The sequence below is a fragment of the Sphingomonas sp. 28-62-20 genome, from assembly GCF_002281505.1.
The window spans coordinates 77,517-92,566 of the sequence record NZ_NCGH01000013.1 but is presented as its reverse complement, the minus strand read 5'-3'; the positions used below and the strand labels follow the sequence as shown (position 1 = coordinate 92,566).

General features: G+C 62.6%; 15 protein-coding genes and 1 pseudogene. 7 read left to right on the top strand and 9 right to left on the bottom strand.

What is annotated here, in order from left to right; genetic code table 11:
- Positions 1 to 176 precede the first annotated feature (176 nt).
- Positions 177 to 569 (bottom strand): hypothetical protein, encoded by a 393-nt coding sequence (locus B7Y43_RS12800; RefSeq protein ID WP_374132041.1) that lies wholly within the window; start codon positions 567 to 569, stop codon positions 177 to 179.
- Entirely contained in the window at positions 566 to 1,891 is a 1,326-nt protein-coding gene (locus B7Y43_RS12795) for an MFS transporter (protein WP_374132050.1), read from the bottom strand. Before B7Y43_RS12795 ends, B7Y43_RS12800 begins: the two co-directional genes overlap by 4 nt.
- 89 nt (positions 1,892 to 1,980) lie before the next feature.
- Here B7Y43_RS12795 and B7Y43_RS12790 point away from each other — a divergent pair, with 89 nt between their 5' ends.
- The 6 genes from B7Y43_RS12790 to B7Y43_RS12765 all read left to right on the top strand — a co-directional run bounded on the left by B7Y43_RS12790 (position 1,981) and on the right by B7Y43_RS12765 (position 9,056).
- Positions 1,981 to 2,250, top strand: coding sequence for a metal-sensing transcriptional repressor (locus tag B7Y43_RS12790; protein ID WP_374132040.1), 270 nt, complete (start codon positions 1,981 to 1,983; stop codon positions 2,248 to 2,250).
- 426 nt (positions 2,251 to 2,676) lie between these two features.
- Positions 2,677 to 3,039 (top strand): hypothetical protein, encoded by a 363-nt coding sequence (locus tag B7Y43_RS12785; protein WP_374132039.1) that lies wholly within the window; start codon positions 2,677 to 2,679, stop codon positions 3,037 to 3,039.
- Positions 3,040 to 3,107: 68 nt separating this feature from the next.
- Positions 3,108 to 4,343, top strand: a complete 1,236-nt coding sequence (locus B7Y43_RS12780; RefSeq protein ID WP_374132038.1) for a TolC family protein — start codon at positions 3,108 to 3,110, stop codon at positions 4,341 to 4,343.
- A complete protein-coding gene (locus B7Y43_RS12775) occupies positions 4,340 to 5,575 on the top strand; it encodes an efflux RND transporter periplasmic adaptor subunit (RefSeq protein WP_374132037.1) in 1,236 nt (411 codons plus the stop codon). Before B7Y43_RS12780 ends, B7Y43_RS12775 begins: the two co-directional genes overlap by 4 nt.
- Complete coding sequence (locus B7Y43_RS12770; protein WP_374132036.1) at positions 5,572 to 8,691, top strand: efflux RND transporter permease subunit; 3,120 nt, start codon at positions 5,572 to 5,574, stop codon at positions 8,689 to 8,691. Before B7Y43_RS12775 ends, B7Y43_RS12770 begins: the two co-directional genes overlap by 4 nt.
- A gap of 11 nt (positions 8,692 to 8,702) precedes the next feature.
- Positions 8,703 to 9,056, top strand: a complete 354-nt coding sequence (locus tag B7Y43_RS12765; protein ID WP_374132035.1) for a copper-binding protein — start codon at positions 8,703 to 8,705, stop codon at positions 9,054 to 9,056.
- 26 nt (positions 9,057 to 9,082) lie between these two features.
- Here the strand turns inward: B7Y43_RS12765 and B7Y43_RS12760 are convergent, their stop codons facing one another.
- The 7 genes and pseudogenes from B7Y43_RS12760 to B7Y43_RS12730 all read right to left on the bottom strand — a co-directional run bounded on the left by B7Y43_RS12760 (position 9,083) and on the right by B7Y43_RS12730 (position 14,547).
- On the bottom strand, positions 9,083 to 9,802 hold the full coding sequence (locus tag B7Y43_RS12760; protein ID WP_374132034.1) for a hypothetical protein: 720 nt from the start codon (positions 9,800 to 9,802) through the stop codon (positions 9,083 to 9,085).
- 40 nt (positions 9,803 to 9,842) lie between these two features.
- A complete protein-coding gene (locus B7Y43_RS12755) occupies positions 9,843 to 10,244 on the bottom strand; it encodes a DUF305 domain-containing protein (protein WP_374132033.1) in 402 nt (133 codons plus the stop codon).
- Positions 10,245 to 10,322: 78 nt separating this feature from the next.
- Positions 10,323 to 11,380 (bottom strand): annotated as a pseudogene (locus B7Y43_RS12750) (copper resistance protein B).
- Positions 11,377 to 13,254 carry a copper resistance system multicopper oxidase gene (locus B7Y43_RS12745; RefSeq protein ID WP_374132032.1) on the bottom strand — a complete coding sequence of 626 codons (1,878 nt, stop codon included), beginning with the start codon at positions 13,252 to 13,254 and terminating at the stop codon, positions 11,377 to 11,379. Before B7Y43_RS12745 ends, B7Y43_RS12750 begins: the two are co-directional and overlap by 4 nt.
- A 5-nt stretch (positions 13,255 to 13,259) precedes the next feature.
- Complete coding sequence (locus tag B7Y43_RS12740; RefSeq protein ID WP_374132031.1) at positions 13,260 to 13,841, bottom strand: RNA polymerase sigma factor; 582 nt, start codon at positions 13,839 to 13,841, stop codon at positions 13,260 to 13,262.
- Positions 13,838 to 14,278 (bottom strand): periplasmic heavy metal sensor, encoded by a 441-nt coding sequence (locus B7Y43_RS12735; protein ID WP_374132030.1) that lies wholly within the window; start codon positions 14,276 to 14,278, stop codon positions 13,838 to 13,840. Before B7Y43_RS12735 ends, B7Y43_RS12740 begins: the two co-directional genes overlap by 4 nt.
- A complete protein-coding gene (locus tag B7Y43_RS12730) occupies positions 14,275 to 14,547 on the bottom strand; it encodes a hypothetical protein (protein ID WP_374132029.1) in 273 nt (90 codons plus the stop codon). The genes B7Y43_RS12735 and B7Y43_RS12730 overlap by 4 nt, the downstream gene beginning before the upstream one ends.
- A 118-nt stretch (positions 14,548 to 14,665) precedes the next feature.
- On the opposite strand from B7Y43_RS12730, the gene copC reads away from it, so the two are divergent.
- The gene (gene copC, locus B7Y43_RS12725) at positions 14,666 to 15,049 is read left to right on the top strand and encodes a copper homeostasis periplasmic binding protein CopC (RefSeq protein WP_374132028.1); all 384 of its coding nucleotides are present in this window, start codon (positions 14,666 to 14,668) and stop codon (positions 15,047 to 15,049) included.
- Position 15,050: the final 1 nt, after the last annotated feature.

Below are 15,050 nucleotides of genomic sequence, written 5' to 3'. Positions count from 1 at the left end.
TTGCTTGAGCAACAGAGCGAAAGGTGGCGCGGGGTCTGCCCACGCCGGACCCGCCAGCGTCACGCTCGCGAGTCCGCCGAACAGCGCCGCAAGGCGCCGCCGGCTGATAAAGCCAGTCATAGAGATGTGATCCTTGCACGAGTTGGACTCGGGCGCGCCCCAGCGCGCGGCAGTGATCAGGCCTTAGGTGGTCTCAGCAACGATGTCGGGTCGATGCCAGCTTTAAGGGCTGAACGCGGCACCGACCAGTTGGTCGTGAATGACGCCTCATAGATCGGCGCGACGGCTGTATCAGGCACTGCGAGACTCTGCCCGACCATGTGCGCAGTAAGGTGCACGGCGCCGTCGGGGTCGCTCGAATCCTGTTTCTCATGATCGTGTGAGATCGAAACGGCGTGGATCGCATCGTCGTCGTGAACGCTGGCATTGTGCCATGTCGATACGGCACTCATCGTCATCAGCGCGATCAACGCGAGCAGGAACCCCCAAGGGGCAGATCGAGGTCGAACGAGCAGCACGCTCAGCAGTCTAAGCGGAGTGCTGCGTTGCGGCAAGGCAAACGCACTCATGCCTTGGGCCAGTGCGGGTGACGCTTGTCGATCACAAAGGCATGATCGCCGCTCTCGTGCTCTTTGAGGTGCGGGTCGCCAGCGGGAAGGTCGTGGTGATCGTGCGCCACCAGATCGGGATCGTTCGCCGGCCACAGCCGGATCGCCGCCAGCGTGCCGACCGCCGCGATAGCCGCCATCGCGCCGAACGCGGTCGCCATGCCGACCCGCGCGCCAAGCTGCCCGACCAGCGGATAGCAGAGCAGCCAGCAGACGTGGCTGAGTGCGAACTGCGCCGCGAACAATGCGGGGCGGTCTTCCGCATTGGCGGATCGGCGCAATAGCCGCCCGGACGGCGTGACGCTCGCCGAATAAGCGAGGCCCATGACGATCCACCCAGCAATCAGCATATACCAATAGCTGTCGGCCTTCCCCATCGTGGCGGTGACCAGCGCCATCGCGGCGAGCGCTAGCGCCATCAGTGTAGCGGCAGCGATCATCACGGTGCGATCGCCGACGCGGTCGAGGATGCGCGGCAGGGTGAGTGCCGCCGTAATCGACCCGCCGCCGAATGCCGCCAGCGTCAGCGCAACGTCGCGCTGGCTAAGCCCAAGCCCCCTCACGATCACCACGGTGTTGACGATCACCATCGCGCTCGCTGCCGCCGCCGCCAGCGTCAGCGCGAGCAGCCCGCGCAGGCGGGGCGTCTTCAGATAGATGCGTGTCCCGCGTGTCGTCTTGTCGTAGATGCCGCCTGCGTCTTCGACCGCCTTGGGTCGCGGCAGGGTGGTCGAGACCACCAGCAGTGCAGAAGCGACAAAGCCGACGGCGGTCCCGGCGAACAACCAATGGAAGCTGATGACGGTGAGCAACGCCGCGGCCAGGATTGGGCTGGTCAGGCTTTCCATGTCGTACGCAAGCCGAGATAGCGACAGCGCCCGCGTATAGTCGCGCTCTTCCGGTAACACGTCGGGGATCGTCGCCTGGAAGGTCGGCGTGAAGGCGGCCGATGCCGATTGCAGCACGAAGATCAGGACATAGACTTCCCAGACCTGCGTGACGAACGGCAGGCAGAGCGCAACGGCGGCACGGATCACGTCCATAACGACGAGCAGCGCCCGGCGCGGCACCTTGTTGGCGAAAGCTCCCGCGATCGGTGCCACGCCGACATAAGCGATCATCTTGATCGCCAGTGCCGTGCCCAGCACGGCACCCGCGTCGCCACCGGCGATGTCATAGGCAAGCAGCCCGAGCGCCACAGTCGCGAGCCCCGTGCCGATCAATGCAATGATCTGCGCAAGGAAAAGGTGGCGATAGGTACGGTTGGCCAGGACAGCGAGCATAGGCCGCATATCACTTGCTTATGCTCCCATGTCTATCCCCCCTGGGGGATATCATGGACAGGTTAGCGATGGCATGTCAGAGTCGAGGGATGGCTCATACAGCGCACACCAGCCACCCGGCGATCGTCAAACGTCTCAACCGGGCAACCGGCCACCTCCGCAGCATCGTCACCATGATCGAGGAGCAGCGGCCCTGCGTCGATATTGCCCAGCAGTTGCAGGCGGTCGAAAACGCTATCGCCAGTGCCAAGCGCGCGCTGATCAACGATCACATCGATCATTGCCTCGTCCACGCGGAGGAAGGCGAAGGCCCGCAACAGGCGATCGAGCAGTTTCGGGCGATCTCGAAATACTGGTGATTGTGGTGAATGGTTTTCGATATGAAAATTCGCCACGACCTTTCGGCAATTGCGATGTATTGGCCGTTGATTGACGCGAACGAATATCCGACTTTAGTCAGCGGCACACTAACTCGGCGAGGCTGCCGGTAGGCCATCTCGAACTTGAAATTAGTTGGCGAAGATCTGCTAACTGACATTGCCCGTCTGAAAAACCGCCGGACAATGATCGGGCCATTGCAGCGTTTCTGGTTATGGCGGTAGTCTCCGCTCGGGGGTGGGTCCCAAAAGCGACAATTTCGGCAATTTGTCGGTGACTTAAATCGGTCGTCAGAGCAAGCCAGCGACCGCCCGGTGAAGCTCTAGCGCCAAGCCTGCGACCGAGCCGAACTGACGTCGTTTCTTCTGAGAATTGACTTTAGCGATGCGCCAGCGCACTCAAACACCATGTTCGCGACGCTTATCCGTCACTTCTTGCTTCTCGCGGTCGTTATCGGCCTTGCGGGTCAGGGCGTCGCGCATGCTTCGGCGCCATGCGATGCCATGATGAAGGCTCAAGCCAGTCCGATGGCCGGCATGACCGACTGCGATGCGATGGCAGGTGCAGGCAAGAACAAAGCGCCCTGCAAGGATATGACGGCAGGCTGCTTTGCCATGGCAGGCTGTTCGACCGTCGCGGCGATCGACACGCACCCCGATCTCTTTGTATCACCCATGCCCATGACCATCGCGCCAACATGGCCTGCGACGCCGGTGCTGACCGGGCGCGAGATCGCGCCCGACCCCGACCCTCCTTCTCTGCTTGGCTGAAACGAAGCGAAGTGGGCGGCTGACCTGGCCGCCCCTTCGCGTGTTCGCTTCAACCAAGGGGTTGCACAATGAAAATGTTCTGGATGGCTGCGTTTGCAGTCATCGTCCCGCTTGGGACGGGCGCGGCGTTTGCCGAGCCGATGACGTTCGACGCCGCACTGAAGCGGGCGAGCGAAGCACCAAGCCTGCGCGGGCGGGATGCGAGTGTCGCGGCGGCGCGCTCATCGGCGATCGCTGCCGACCGGCTCCCTGATCCGACGCTTGATGTCGGGCTGAAGGATTTTCCGGTGACGGGACCTGACGCAGGCCAGTTCAACCGCGACAATTTCACGATGACTACCATCGGCGTCAGCCAGCAATTCACCAATCCGGCTAAGCGCCGTGCCCGCGCAGCACTGGCAGCAGCGGGCATTGGAGTGGCCGAAGCCGATCGGCTGATCGAAGCCCGCGCGGTGCAGCTCGAGACCGCACTGGCATGGATCGACGTCTATTATGGGCAAAAGCGTCTCGCATTGCTGCAGACACTCGATGCGAGCCTTGATGATCTGCAAAAGACCGTTAGCGCGCGTCTCGCCTCTGGCAGCGCGCGACCGTCACAGGCCCTCGAACCAGCTCAGCTCCGCGCCCAAGTCATCGACCGCCGCGCAACGCTTGTATCGGAAATCGCGCGCGCCAGAGCCAAGCTGGTCCGGTTCACCGGCGACCCCGATCCCCAAACAGCGGGCGACCCACCGGCACCGATGGTGGATGGTGCCCGGCTGCGAGCATCGCTTGGCGCCTTGCCCGCGCTCCGCGCCCGCGATGCAGCGACGTTGTCGGCGGAAGCACAGACCGGACTTGCGCGCGCCGACAAGCATCCCGACTGGACCGTGAGCGCGTCTTATGGCCGCCGCGAACCAGCCTTTGGTGATCTTGTGTCGGTGGGGGTCAGCATGGACCTGCCGCTCTTTGCCAAGCGTCGCCAGGACCCAAAGATTGCGGCGGCGGCGAGCGAGGCTGCCCGCACGAGGTTTGACCGGGAAGCCGCAGAACGCGAATGGGCAGCCGCGCTCGACGCTGATCTCGCCGAACATGCGATGCACCACCAACGCCTCGAAAATGCGCGCAATACGCTCGTGCCACTGGCCCGCCAGCGCGCCACGCTTGACCGCGACAGCTATGCGGCTGGCAAGACAGATTTGGGCACCGCGCTGCTTGCCACCCTTTCGGTTGCCGAAGCCGACGTCGATCTGCTCGACCGTGAAGCCGAGGTCGCGCGCGATGCCGTGCGGATCAACATCACCTATGCGGGGGACGACCGATGAGCATCGAAGCAACACGGGCGGCGCGGTTGCGCGCCGTGGCACTAATCGCTGTCGTCCTTGCAGGCGGCGGTGGATATTGGCTCGGCACGCAGCGCGGCGGTGGCACTGCAGCGACTGAGGCGACCGGGCCGGGGGGCAAGATCCTCTATTATTACGACCCGATGTTCCCGAACCAGAAGTTCGACAAGCCGGGTAAATCGCCGTTCATGGACATGCAGCTGATGCCCAAATACGCCGACGGCGCTGGGCCAGGAGCTGCACCCGGCGTGAGCATCGACTCTTCGGCGATGCAGAATCTCGGCATCCGTGTGGTGGCTGCCAAGACCGGCACGCTGGCATCGACCCTCAATGTCACGGGCAACATCGAGTTCAACCAGCGTGACGTCGCGGTCGTTCAGGCGCGCTCGGGCGGGTTCGTCCAACGCGTCTATGCCCGCGCGCCCGGCGATGTGATCGGGGCTGGCGCGCCGGTTGCCGATGTCCAGCTTCCCGAATGGGGCGGCGCGCAAACCGAGTTTCTGAGCGTGCGGCGGATTGGCAATCCATCGCTCACTGCTGCTGCCAGGCAACGACTCCGTCTGCTCGGCATGTCCGATAGCGTGATTGCGGGTGTCGAACGCAGCGGACGCACGAACGGCACCGTCACGATCACAAGCCCCATCAGTGGCGTCATCCAGACGCTCGATGCCCGCGCCGGCGTGACGCTCGCCATGGGCCAAACCCTTGCACAGGTAACCGGCCTCGGAACCGTCTGGCTGAACGCCGCCGTGCCCGAAGCCCAGGCCGGGGCCGTTCGCGTCGGTCAAAGTGCGACGGCGACATTGACTGCTTTTCCAGGCGAGACGTTCGGCGGGCGCGTGATCGCTATCTTGCCGACTGCCCAAACCGATAGCCGCACGCTGACAGTTCGGATCGAGCTCGCCAATCGTGGTGGCCGGTTGCGGCCGGGCATGTTCGCGCAGGTCGGTCTTGGCGGCGATGCCCGTCCGGCATTGCTGGTTCCCAGCGAAGCCGTGATCCGTACCGGTACGCGCACGATCGTCATGCTGGCATCGAAGGACGGACGCTACCACCCCGCCGAAGTGCGTACAGGCCGTGAGGGTGGCGGCCAGACCGAAATCCTCGAAGGCTTGCGCGAAGGCGAACAGGTCGTCGCCTCGGGGCAATTCCTGCTCGACTCCGAGGCGAGCTTGACCGGCATTGCCGTCCGTCCGCTGGGTGGCGCAAAATGATCGAAGCCATCATCCGCGCTTCTGTGAAAGCACGTGGGCTGGTCGTTGTCGCCGCGCTGGTGCTGACCATCATCGGCATCGGCGCAGCGCGGACCACGCCCGTTGATGCACTGCCCGATCTGTCGGACGTGCAGGTCATCATCCGCACCACCTACCCGGGACAAGCGCCCCAGATCGTCGAGAACCAGGTTACCTATCCGCTCACCACGACGATGCTGTCGGTTCCCGGCGCGCGCGTCGTGCGGGGCTATTCGTTCGTCGGCGATAGCTTTGTCTACGTGCTGTTCGAGGATGGCACCGACCTTTATTGGGCACGTAGCCGCGTGCTCGAATATCTCAGTCAGGTGCAGGGCCGTTTGCCCGCAGGCGCGACCGCCTCACTCGGCCCCGATTCCACGGGCGTCGACTGGATCTACGAATATGCGCTGGTCGACAAGACCGGCCGCCACGATCTCGCGCAACTTCGCAGCATCCAGGACTGGTTCCTGCGCTATGAACTGAAATCGGTCCCGGGCGTCGCTGAGGTCGCCAGCATCGGCGGGATGGTCAAACAATATCAGGTGGTGCTCGATCCGCAAAAGCTCGCCGCCTACGGCGTCACGGCGAACGATGTCAGCGATGCCCTCAAGCGCGCCAATCAGGAGACCGGCGGCGGTGTCGTCGAAATGGCCGAAGCCGAATATATCGTCCGCGCAACCGGTTATCTCAAAACACTCGACGACTTCCGCGCGGTCCCGCTGAAAACCGCAGGCGGCATTCCCGTGACAGTTGGCGATGTCGCCACCGTTCAAGTCGGCCCTGACATGCGCCGCGGTATCGCCGAGCTTAACGGCGAAGGCGAAGTCGCAGGCGGCGTCATCGTGATGCGCCAAGGCAAGAATGCCCGCGAGGTGATCGAAGGGGTGCGCACCAAGCTGGCCGAACTCAAGGCCAGCCTGCCGCCCGGTGTCGAGATCATCACGACCTATGACCGCTCGGGCCTGATCGACCGCGCGGTTGAAAACCTGACCGGCAAGCTCTTCGAGGAATTTGCCATCGTCGCGCTGGTTTGCGCGCTGTTCCTTTGGCACGTCCGCTCGGCATTGGTTGCGGTGTTGACGCTGCCGCTCGGTATCCTGATCGCGTTCCTCGTGATGCGGGTTCAAGGGCTGAACGCAAACATCCTGTCACTCGGCGGCATTGCGATCGCAATCGGCGCGATGGTCGATGCGGCCGTCGTCATGATCGAGAATGCCCACAAGCATCTCGAGCGCTGGGCGCACGATCACCCTGATACCGAACTCAAAGGTGCAGAACGCTGGCGCGTCATCACCGATGCGGCAGCCGAAGTCGGACCTGCACTTTTTCTCAGCCTGCTCATCATCACTTTCTCGTTCATCCCCATCTTCTCGTTGCAGGGTCAGGAAGGCCGACTGTTCGCGCCGCTCGCCTTCACGAAGACCTATGCGATGGCGGGCGCGGCGCTGCTCTCGATCACGCTTGTCCCTGTGCTCATGGGGTGGCTGATCCGTGGCAAGATACCCGCCGAACAGAGCAACCCGATCAATCGTTTCCTCACGCGCATCTACCGCCCCGCGCTGGACTGGGTGCTGGCCAAACCCAAGCAAGCCCTCCTCATTGCGGGATTGGTGTTCGCATCGAGCCTTTGGCCGATAAGTCAGACCGGCGGCGAGTTTATGCCGCAACTGAACGAAGGCGATCTGCTCTATATGCCCTCGGCATTACCGGGCATTTCTACCGCCAAGGCGTCGATGCTGCTTCAACAGACCGACCGGCTCATCAAGACAGTGCCCGAAGTCGAAAGCGTGTTCGGCAAAGCCGGCCGCGCCGATACCGCCACCGACCCTGCGCCGCTCGAAATGTTCGAGACGACGATCCGATTCAAACCCAAAAGCGAATGGCGCGCGGGGATGACGCAGGGCAAATTGATCGAAGCGCTCGACAAAACCGTCAAAGTCCCCGGCCTCGCCAATTTCTGGATACCGCCGATCCGCAACCGCATCGACATGCTGGCGACCGGTATTAAGAGCCCGATCGGCATCAAGGTGTCCGGCGCCGACCTCGGCGACATCGACCGCACTGCGCGCGAGATTGAAGCGGTGGCGAAGACCGTGCCGGGCATCAGCTCGGCGCTCTCCGAACGGCTTTCCGGCGGACGCTATATCGACGTCAATATCAATCGGGCCGCCGCCGCGCGGTACGGCCTCAACGTCGCTGACGTACAAGGCATCGTATCGGGGGCCATCGGCGGCGAAGCGGTCGGACAGACCGTCGAAGGCCTGGCGCGCTACCCCATCAGCGTTCGATACCCGCGCGAAGTCCGCGACAGCCTCGATAAGATCGTCAATCTGCCGGTCCTGACGCCCTCGCGTCAGCAAATCACGCTGGGGACTGTGGCCGATGTCCGCATCACCAACGGCCCGCCAATGCTCCGCAGCGAAAATGGCCGTCCTGCCACCTGGGTCTATATCGACGGGCGTAGCCGCGCGCTCACCGATATCGTTGGTGACCTGCAACGCGCGATTACACAGAAGGTTAAGTTGCCGCCCGGCATCAGTGTTGCCTACACGGGCCAATTCGAGTTTCTCCAACGCGCGACGCAACGATTGACGATCGTCGTGCCCGCCACGTTGCTGATCATCTTCGCGCTGCTCTACGCGACCTTCCGGCGTTGGGATGAAGCCGCGCTCATTATGGCGACCTTGCCGTTTGCGCTCACCGGCGGGGTCTGGCTGCTCTATCTGCTCGGCTATAACCAGTCGGTCGCAACCGGCGTCGGATTCATCGCGCTGGCGGGCGTGTCAGCCGAGTTCGGCGTGGTCATGCTCATCTACCTCAAGCACGCGTTGGCGGAGCATCGGCCTGAGGACGTCGAAGCCGCCGTCCGCGAAGGCGCGCTGCTCCGCGTGCGACCTAAAGCAATGACGGTCGCTGTCATCCTCGCCGGGCTGTTCCCGATCCTGATCGGCACCGGCACCGGGTCCGAAGTCATGAGTCGGATCGCCGCGCCAATGATCGGTGGCATGATTACCGCGCCACTACTGTCGATGCTTATCATCCCGGCGGCCTATCTGCTGATGCGGCGACCGCGCCCTAATTCCATCCCGCAAAGCTAAGGAGAACTGTTATGACCAAAGTCCTGACTATCGTTGCACTGCCCGCGCTTCTTGTTGTTGCCGGATGCAGCAAGCCTGCCGAGCAAGCTGCGACACCGACCGCCTCAAACGCGATGGCGAACATGGAGATGTCGACCGCATCCAAAACGGGCAAGGCCACAGGAACGGTTACCGCAATCGATACTGCGACAGGCAAGATCACGCTGGATCACAGCCCCGTTCCCGAGCTGCAGTGGCCCGCCATGACGATGGGATTTGGTGCGAAGCCGGAACAGCTCAAGGGCTTGGCCGTCGGCGATAAAGTCGCATTCGAGTTTACCATGAAGGGCACCACTGCGGAAATCTCGACAATCTCAAAGCAATGACGCTGTTCTATCGGCAATGGACGGATTTAGCTGTCGGTTCGTGCGGGTGAGCCACCGTAAGTGGCTCGCTTACGCCGAAACGGCCAGCGCATGAGCAGAAGGACCGTGCCGGCGAGCCCGAGGGTCAAACCGCCAAGGGCAAAGGCGAGCAGCCACCATGTGTTGAAGTTTTCGTGGTTCGACCAATCCATGATGTGGAGGCCCCAGAAAAAGTCGTAGAGCCGCCACGTTCCTGTGCGGACGGCGGCGATTCTGCCTGTGCCGGTCACAAACACGCGGGTATGGTCGGCGTCGGCAAAAGCTACACGCCATGCCGGGAGTAAACCACGATATTCGGTACTCTCGGTCGTAATGCGTTCGGTTGTCGACGTGGGATGGCCCGTGCCGATCCAGGCGGTGTCGGCAATTTTCTTCGCCTGTGCCGCTGTCACAAAGGGGAGCGCCGATCCGGTCGATCCGTCGAACAGCTTGATCCCGCTCTTCGTTGCGACCTCGAAAACGGGTCGGCCGAGCACAACGCGAACCGTCACGCTTTCAGCGTCGCCGCCAGCGCTGCGCAGCACCGTGTTGACGTCGGCAAGAGGAACACTCTGCGGGATTGCCGTCACGGTCTTGCGATCAACAAGATGGTCGCCATGCACCTTGTCGATCGAAAGAAAGCTCATCAGCGCGCCGCTGGAAAACCACAGAATCAGCTGGAATCCGATGACGAGCGCCAGCCATTTGTGAAGGCGGCTGGCAATCATGTGGATCCGTTGGCGACGTAGTTTCAGCTCCTGTTCCTTCCTATTGAGCAGGTTTGCCGTGGCTGCTGAGCCAGCCCTGAAGCTCGCCGATGTCCTTTTCCTGCATGTCGATGGTCATCTGTGCCATCCGCTTGGTATCGGCGTCGGATGCCTGGGCGAGTGCAACACGCGACATGGCAATGGCACCACGATGATGCTCGATCATCTTACGGGTCCACTTTTCGGAAGCGTCACCCGCCTTGGCCATCATCATCTTCATATGCATGTCCATCTCGGACTTCGCATAGGGGTTCGACGGGTCATTCATCATCATCGAATGATCCATGCCTGCCATACCCGACATAGCGGGTTTAGCCGGCTTAGCGTGCTTGTGCTCGTGTGCGAGCGCCGGGGTCGCCAGTGCGAATGCCGCAATCGCGGCAATTGTGTAGGTCAGTTTCATTGATCGTTCCTTCGTCGGGGCCCCCGCCTGTCGTAACCAGTCGCAGCGCCGGATGGGCCAGCCTGCAACGCGGTAATATCAAAACCAGAATCGAATGCCGGCAACGAGGCCCGCGCTGGTGGGGTTCTCGCCATCGGATAGGGCGCGAACTGGCGCTTGATCTCGTAGCGAAGCCGCAAGCCGACCTCGGCTGTGGACAGCCCCGCGCCGATCCGGCTCGATGGCACATCCTGCGCTGCAAAATTCAGCTCGACGCGAGGCTGCAAGATCAGCCGCTGAGTGAGGCGCTGGTCGTAATAGCCTTCGAGACGCCCAAGCACGTCGCCCTTGTCTGACAGGAACAGCGCGCCTCCGACCTCGAACCAATAGGGTGCAAGACCTTCAAAGCCCACGGTCGCATAGGTGCGTCGTGCCCCGCGCCCGAGATCCTGGCGGATGCCGACCTGCGCGTTGAAATAGGGATCGATGGCGCGGCTGTAGAGCGCTTGCACTTCGGCTTCATCGACCCCTTCTCCGAACCGGCCCTCGCCTTCGGTCTTGATCGTAAAGCGGTTGATGTCGCCACCATACCAGCCCTCACCGTCCCATCGGAAGCCATCCTGCCCGCGACGGGGCTGATACTCAGCGAGGTTGAACATAACGAAGCCGAACGTCTGCGCACCGCTCTCGTTCATCATTTGCCGATGCGACCGTTCGATGTCGGCGGCGGGGAAAATGCGCGTCGCATAATGATCAGAAGGCGGCGCGGGCGCGGGCGCGTTACCTGCGGGCAGATCGGTGCCGCTTTTGGCCATGTCGGGCATCGCGCCCTGGCCGGTTGCGACACCGTCCACCGGCGGCGATGATGCGGCCGCGTTATCACCCGACATGTCCATTCCGGGCATGGTCGCGTGATCCATCCCGCTCATGTCATCCGCTTTGGGAGCGGGCGATGAGGGTCCCTTGTCAGGAGCGCGTTTGACCGGCTTTGCCTGCGGCTTGGGAGCTACGGGCTTGCGCGGTTTGGTCACAGCTTTGGGCGCAGGCATTTTCATGCCCGGCATCGAACCATGGTCCATCCCCGACATGCTCTGGGCTAGCGCGGGTGAAGTCGCACCGAGCGAGGCAGCCAGAGCAAAGGCGATGACGCGACTCACGCGGCTTCGCCGCGCGGACGGACGCTGACGACACGCATCATGCCCGCCGCCATGTGGTAGAGCAGGTGGCAGTGAAATGCCCAGTCGCCGACGGCATCGGCCGTCACGTCGAATGTCACCTTGCCGCCAGGCTGCACGATCACAGTGTGCTTGCGCGGAGCGTGGTCGCCGTGCCCCGTCACTAGTTCGAAGAAATGCCCGTGCAGATGGATCGGGTGGCTCATCATAGAGTCGTTGATGAGGTTCACCCGCACCCGCTCGCCTTCGATAAAGGGAATTGGCGCATGATGGTCGGACATCTTCACGCCATCGAACGACCACATGAAGCGTTCCATGTTCCCGGTCAGATGTAGATCGAGCGACCGGTCAGGGGCGCGCACATCCGGGTTGCGGTCGAGCGCCATCAGGTCGCGGTACGTCAGCACCTTGTGGCCGATGTCCTGCAGACCCTGACCCGGCTCGCCAGTGCGATCCATCGGCATCGGCGAAATCGTCTGCACGCCGGGATCGCGTTTCACCTGTGGCGCGGCCGAAAAGTCGCGCATCTTCATGCTACCGTGATCCATGCCCGCCATCGCCCCGGCGGCGGGCGCTGCCCCCGACATGTCCATTTCCGGCATCGCCGCGTCTGGCGCTGGAGCGGGTGCCGACATGTCCATCGTCGCGGCACCATGCCCCATCGCCGCATGATCCATCCCGGCCATCGAACCACCCGACATGTCAATGCCGCTCATGTCGCCCATGCCCATGTCTGTCATGTTGGCAAGCGGACGTTTGCGAAGCGGCGGTACCTCGGCGACCATACCTGCGCGCGGCGCAAGCGTCGCACGCGCCATGCCGGAACGGTCGGCCGCCTCGCCGACGAACGTGTAGGCCCGGTTGTCACTTGGCGTCACGATCACGTCATAGGTCTCGGCAACGCCGATCTGGAACTCGTCGACCTCGACCGGGCGAACGTTCAGACCGTCGGCCTGTACGACTGTCATCCGCAAACCTGGAATGCGGACGTTGAAAAACGTCATCGCCGAGGCGTTGATGATGCGGAAGCGAACGCGCTCGCCGGGCTTGAACAGGGCCGTCCAGTTGTCGCGTGGACCGTGGCCGTTGACGAGAAACGAATAAGTCGATCCGTTTGTGTCGGCGATGTCGGTCGGGTCCATCCGCATCTTGCCCCAATCGATCCGATCCTTGATCGGCTGATCCCGCCCGGCGAGTAACCCGCCGAGCGTCTGGCGCTGCATGTTGAAGTGGCCTGGATTGACCTTCATGTTCCGGAATATTGCTTCGGGCGACAATGGGCTGTGATCCGACAGCACAATAACATGCTCGCGGTCCGAACCGATGGGATCGACGCCCTCGGGATCGATAACAATTGGCCCATAAAGGCCCTCTTGCTCCTGGAAGCCCGAGTGGCTGTGATACCAATAGGTGCCCGCCTGATTGACCGGGAATTCATAGACAAAGGTCGAGCGCGGCTTGATCCCCGGGAAGCTGACGCCGGGCACCCCGTCATATTGGAACGGGACGAGCAAGCCGTGCCAGTGGATCGAGGAGTCAACGTCAAGCTCGTTCGACACAGACAGCCGGACTTTTTGGCCCTGACGCAACCGGATAAGCGGTCCCGGTACGGTTCCGTTGATGCCAATGGCGCGGAACGGCTTGCCGTCGATCCGCATCGCCTGCCGCGCAATCCGCAGGGTGACATCGGAACCGCTCACAGTTGGCAGTGGCGCAATAATGCCCGTCGACGCAGATTGCGCCCAGGCCGGGAACCACCCGGCCAGCGCAGCAGTGCCGCCGACCGCAGCCCCCGCGCGCAGCAGCGCGCGACGATCGATTACAGGGAGGGTTGCTGAGAGTTCGCTTGGTGTCATGCGAGTCATACGCGGCGCGGCCCGTCTTCCCTCAAAGCCTCGTTCAGTTTCTGGCGCGCACGATACAGGCGGGTCTCGACCGTCTTTTCGCTCACCCCCAGCGTCGCTGCGACCTCGGCTTGCGACATGTCCTCGATCGTCCGGAGCAACAGCGCTTCTTTCAGTCGCGCTGGCAAAGTAGCAATAGCAGCCGCGACGCGCGTCAGCCTCTCCCGGTCTTCGGCGGTACGGTCTGCCCCTACAGCCTCGTCGGGGATTGAATGACCGACGTGGTCAGGCATTCCCAGGCTGAACAACCGCCGCACTGCGCGTCGTCGTCCCCAGTCGCGCGCCTTGTTGAGCGCAATCCGCGCGATCCAGGCACGGAATGGACGCGCGGTGTCAAAGCGATCGAGCGCACCGAATGCGGCGATCAATGTTTCCTGGGTGATATCCATCGCTTCGTCGGCGTCGCCGGTTGCACTGCGGACCAGCCGGTAGACGGCCTCACGGTGGCGTTCGGCGAGCACGCGGTAGGCGGCTTGGACACCCCTGCGTGCTAACGCGACCAATTCCCCGTCAGACGCGTCATCAAGCGCAAGCGTCACTGCGCGTCAGCGGTCAGCGCCTTGACCACAGCCTGGTCGAACACTGCCGTCTGGTCGCGCCTCAGGAGCGATCGCATGGCAAAAACATGTTCGAGCGTTACCTTCTGCAACTTCCCCATGGTCACGTGGCAGGCGTCGACAGCTGCGGCGACACGCGGACCAAAGCCGTGCTCGGTCTCGATTGCTTCGGCGAGCCGGGCGTTGTCGGCACGCAGTTCGAGTTCGAGCGCTTTGCGGCGAACCGAAAATGTTGCTTCAAGGGCGTCGAGCTTCGCATGCTGTTGAGCATCAAGCGTAAGCTTGTCGTGCAACAAGGCGTGAAGTTCGGCACCCGTGTGCGACGGTGCTGGAAGCAAAACTCGTCCGATAAAAACACCGGCGATTGCAGCGACAAACGCGATGACCCCGATAATCGCGGCACGGCGCACCGCGGTCACGGCGTTTGTCCAAGCAACGTCGAAGGCATGAGTGGGGAATTGGCTGCAAAGGGTGTCAGCGAGCCTTGCGCCGACGCCGGCTCGGTCGGTAACCCGGCACCGGCCATCCCGACAACGAGTGCAAAAATGGTAGCAAACGCAATCGGCCGACGAAGATCACCGGCGCGTGCCGCCGCCACATCGGCGAGCATTGCCCCGTCGATCGTCGCAAGCTGTGGCGGCACGGGCATTTGACCCAGCTGGATCACCAAATCTTCGACATCGCTCATAATCGTCCTCCGGCCCGATCATACTATACGGCGCTCGCCCGCGTTCCCCTCAATCGACCACTATGAGGGGTTGGTCGTTGCGACGCGTATGCATAGCGACCCAACTGAGGAGCCTGCCATGATCAATCGCTTTCGCGCCGCCATGTTCGCCCTTGCTGCCTTTGCAACGAGCAACGCAGCGCTGGCGCATACCCATCTCGTAGCGTCGACTCCGGCCGCCAATGCCAGCGTCGTGAAACCGACCACTATCTCGCTCAACTTTAACGAGAAGGTCATGGCTGAATTCTCGGGGGCCGAAGTGGTCATGACCGGGATGCCGGGAATGGCGAACCACCAGCCGATGAAACTTTCAGGGTTGAAGTCAAACTGGAGCGAGGACGGCAAGACGCTGACGCTTGTCGCCGGCCGCGCTTTCCCGGTCGGCACTTATCAGGTGACCTGGCACGCGGTGGGCGCGGACACGCACCGGATGCAGGGTACGTTTACGTTTTCGGTCAAATAAC

Bases quoted from the DNA above. Each gene is read 5' to 3' on its own strand.
- B7Y43_RS12800 (WP_374132041.1), bottom strand. From the start codon at position 569: ATGAGTGCGTTTGCCTTGCCGCAACGCAGCACTCCGCTTAGACTGCTG.
- B7Y43_RS12795 (WP_374132050.1), bottom strand. From the start codon at position 1,891: ATGCTCGCTGTCCTGGCCAACCGTACCTATCGCCACCTTTTCCTTGCG.
- B7Y43_RS12790 (WP_374132040.1), top strand. From the start codon at position 1,981: ATGGCTCATACAGCGCACACCAGCCACCCGGCGATCGTCAAACGTCTC.
- B7Y43_RS12785 (WP_374132039.1), top strand. From the start codon at position 2,677: ATGTTCGCGACGCTTATCCGTCACTTCTTGCTTCTCGCGGTCGTTATC.
- B7Y43_RS12780 (WP_374132038.1), top strand. From the start codon at position 3,108: ATGAAAATGTTCTGGATGGCTGCGTTTGCAGTCATCGTCCCGCTTGGG.
- B7Y43_RS12775 (WP_374132037.1), top strand. From the start codon at position 4,340: ATGAGCATCGAAGCAACACGGGCGGCGCGGTTGCGCGCCGTGGCACTA.
- B7Y43_RS12770 (WP_374132036.1), top strand. From the start codon at position 5,572: ATGATCGAAGCCATCATCCGCGCTTCTGTGAAAGCACGTGGGCTGGTC.
- B7Y43_RS12765 (WP_374132035.1), top strand. From the start codon at position 8,703: ATGACCAAAGTCCTGACTATCGTTGCACTGCCCGCGCTTCTTGTTGTT.
- B7Y43_RS12760 (WP_374132034.1), bottom strand. From the start codon at position 9,802: ATGATTGCCAGCCGCCTTCACAAATGGCTGGCGCTCGTCATCGGATTC.
- B7Y43_RS12755 (WP_374132033.1), bottom strand. From the start codon at position 10,244: ATGAAACTGACCTACACAATTGCCGCGATTGCGGCATTCGCACTGGCG.
- B7Y43_RS12745 (WP_374132032.1), bottom strand. From the start codon at position 13,254: ATGACACCAAGCGAACTCTCAGCAACCCTCCCTGTAATCGATCGTCGC.
- B7Y43_RS12730 (WP_374132029.1), bottom strand. From the start codon at position 14,547: ATGAGCGATGTCGAAGATTTGGTGATCCAGCTGGGTCAAATGCCCGTG.
- copC (WP_374132028.1), top strand. From the start codon at position 14,666: ATGATCAATCGCTTTCGCGCCGCCATGTTCGCCCTTGCTGCCTTTGCA.